The 3563-nt window shown below is 40.4% G+C and carries 1 protein-coding gene; it reads right to left on the bottom strand.

Annotation, left to right across the window (positions count from 1 at the left end):
- Positions 1 to 3563: AAA family ATPase (locus tag QUA38_RS28015; RefSeq protein ID WP_333167655.1), on the bottom strand; the 3563-nt coding region annotated here is incomplete at both ends.

The raw sequence follows: 3563 nt of genomic DNA, 5'->3' as shown, positions 1-3563 counted from the left end.
GTAAAGTTGAGCATTCTCAATGGAAATAGCAATTTGGGAAGATAAAAGTTTTAACAATTCTAGGCGATCGGTAGTAAAAGCCCCTTCAGTCAGGTTATTTTCCAAATAAAGAAGGCCAGTCAGCTTACCTTGGTGCAGCAGAGGAGTACAAAGAATAGACTTCGGTTGAGTGGCTGCAATATAAGGATCGCGGGTAAATTGTCCCTCTTGAGCCGCATTATTTAAGACCACATTTTCCTGAGTACGAATCACATAATTGGCGATCGCACAAGCCAGCAAAGGAGTGCCCTCAGAAGCTGCTGTGGGATTGAGAGGAAGCGATCGCAGCACACTAACTTCATCCTCCTTCACCGAACCTTCCGCCTCAATTGCCCAGTTTCCCGCTTTTTCTAAAATCAAAAAACCTTTTTGGGCCCCCGCATTTTCGATCGCAATTTTCATCAATCTTTCCAGCAACCTACTCAAAACAATTTCACCCGAAATCGCTTGAGAAGCTTTCATCACAGTAGTTAAATCTAACGTCTCCCCCAAATTATTGCTAGTAGTCGCCGTCGTAGTTCTATTAACTTTTGTTTGAGTAGTGGTCTTCCCTGATGTTCTCGCGATTAATTGAGGATATTTTTCCTCCAGACTCTCAACTTTACGTTTAGCACCCCAGTATTGGTAGCCATAGTGAGCTTTAGTCAAATAGATTTGGGCAAATTCTTCTTTATCCTTCGCCAACCAAAATTTAGCAGCCAGCTCCGCCGCCAGCGCTTCATTCTGAATAAAATCATCCTCTCTAGCCTGAGCTATCGCGCAATCGTACAAATCCATCGCCTCCAAATCTCGACCTGAAATCCTCGCCATTTCTGCCGCCACTAGCGAGAATTTATGTGCGAAACTTTCCCAGCAGTTATCCGCCCAAATTTTGATTTGTTTCTGATTAGCTTCTAATTGCTCCCAGTAATCTTTTCGCTCCGATTCAGAAACCTCTGAATACAGAGCCGTTAAGATCAGACAACGGTAAAAATGATGGTGAGCACTAGAAATATGACCCATCAAATAATCGAGCAGTTCCGCAGCGCGATCCGATGCTTCTAGCGCCTCACTATACAGTCCGTAAAGATATAAAGTCTGCGCTTTTAAAACATAAAACTCGCACAGTGCCGCCATACTTTTACGGCTGTGGAAATTTTCTAAATGCTGTTTTTCGCTAACATCATCCTCTTCGCCCATCAAATTTAAAATTGCTGACTTATTAGCAAGAATTATATCAATCGCCCATAAATTTTTAGTTTGCTCGCAAAAATGGAGCGACTTGGCAATATCTTCCAAGAGATTATTTAAATTCATACCTTGGAAGAAATAGGTAATAGTTTGAAACATCCGGTTATAACCCGTCCATTGCAAATTGCCCGATTGCAAGCCAACTTTATAACCTTCGTTATTAATTTCCGCCGTGGTTTTGAGCGGCCTCACCCAGCAGTTTAAGTAATTAGCAAATATCACACTATCTTGGCAGTTTTGAGACAAGTTATTTGAATCTTCGCTGAGAGTCAGAGCGAGTCTGCCAAACTCATAAGCCGATTGGTAATCCCCTAAAATTGAATTTAGGATAATTCCATAACACGAATAGCAGTAAGACCCTCCCGCTACAAAACCGTACTTGAGAGAAAGGTTAATCGCTTTGATTACAGTCAACTTCCACAGCTCTTGAGAGGAAAAAAACGTTAGCGGTCCCATGTTGCCCAATAATTTCATTGCCATTTGTTGAGCCGGATCTTTCATCTTTTCTGCATTAATTAAGGAAGCAATTTCTTGGTTTGCCAAATTGGCTTTAGCTGCCGCCATTTCCGCATTAACCGCCTCGCTTAAATTATCTTCAGCCAAGTCAATGCCCAGCAATTGAAGGGCTTTTAATCCCGATTGAACTGCGGATTCATATTTACTCACAAGAGTGTACTGCACGATCAAAATGTTGTAAATTTCGGCTTGCTCTAGCTCAGATTTTGCCCGGGCAAATGCCACTTCTATTAAAGCTTCTGATTCTTCAAAATTGCCGTTTAAATATTCTGCCTCTGCCAGCTCCTTATGAAAAGTAAAAGCTAATTCGTAGGATTCTTGCCAAATATCGCCCGGTAAAATTTCTCGACCGATTTTTAAGTAGTCTCTGGCAGCAGCATAAGCCGTTGCATCTTTGGCTTTGCGAGCCGCAGTTAAATTTAAAATAGCTAGTTCAGTTTTCTCGCGCTCATTAATGATTAAATTACGACCCAAATTTAAATGATCGGCAATTTCAAAAATTCTTTCGGCTCGTCGCTCAGGAGAAATATTTGCCAGTAACAGGCGACCAATTTGTAGGTGAATTGCGGTTTGCAACTTTGAGTCAATCAAAGCGTAACCTGACTGCTGCACGCGGTCATGCAAAAACTTATAATTAGTAATTACCAAGTCGGAATTAATTATTTCTGATTCGGTAGCACCTAACTCAGAAGTAGTTAGAATCAATCCCTCTTGGATGGCTGGCAATAGTTCTTGAAACGTGGTTCCCCAAGATTTCTCATTAATAATTGAGAGAGTTTTTAACTCAAAACTATTACCGACGCAAGCAGCCAAGCGCAAAACTTGCTGAGTTGATTCTGGCAGTTTTTTCAATTTACCAATCATCAATTCAATGACGTTATCCGTAATGCCTACTGATTCAATTTCTGATATATTCCAATCCCAGTTTCTTTGTTGAAAGTTAAATTTCAGCAGGTTTTCTTGATAAAGAGTTTTGAGAAATTGATTGACAAAAAAAGGATTACCTTGAGTTTTATTGAGCACTAACTCTGCTAAGGGGAGCGCTGATTCTGTGTCTTTACGAACTGTATCAGCAATTAAGTTGCCTATCTGCTGAAGGTGTAAGGGAGCTAAAGTAATTCGCTCGATTCTTGCCCCTTGATTTGGCAGCTCATCCAAAGTCATTATTAAAGGATGAGATGGGTTAACTTCGTTGTCTCGATAAGCACCAATTAGAAATAGATATTGTGTTTGCTCATCTGCCATCATTACTTGTAGCAATTTCAATGTAGCGGAATCAGCCCATTGTAAATCGTCGAGAAAGATGACTAAGGGATAGTCAAATGAACAAAACACGCGGATGAATTTTTGAAAGACTAAATTAAAGCGGTTTTGTGCTTCTGTAGCGCTTAATTCTTGTACGGCCGGCTGTTTGCCAATGATTAATTCTATTTCAGGAATGACATCTACAATTATTTGACTATTAGTGCCAATAGCTGCTAAAAGTTTGGATTTCCAGGTATTGAGTTGATTTTCGCTTTCTGTTAAGAGTTGCTTGACTAATGATTGAAATGCTTTGACAACTGCTGCGTAAGGGATGTTTCGTTGAAATTGGTCGAATTTTCCGGCAATAAAATAACCTCTGGCTTTAGTAATTGGTTTATAAACTTCTTGTACTAAGGCGGATTTTCCAATGCCAGAGTAACCGGATACTAGCATCATTTCTGTGCTGCCTCTGCTGACTCGCTCAAAGGCTGCTAATAAGGTTTCAACTTCATTTTCTCTGCCGTAGAGTTTTT

It is taken from the genome of Microcoleus sp. Pol12B4 (genome assembly GCF_036701385.1).
Lineage (GTDB): Bacteria > Cyanobacteriota > Cyanobacteriia > Cyanobacteriales > Microcoleaceae > Microcoleus.
This window is presented reverse-complemented; position numbering and strand designations above follow the sequence as displayed.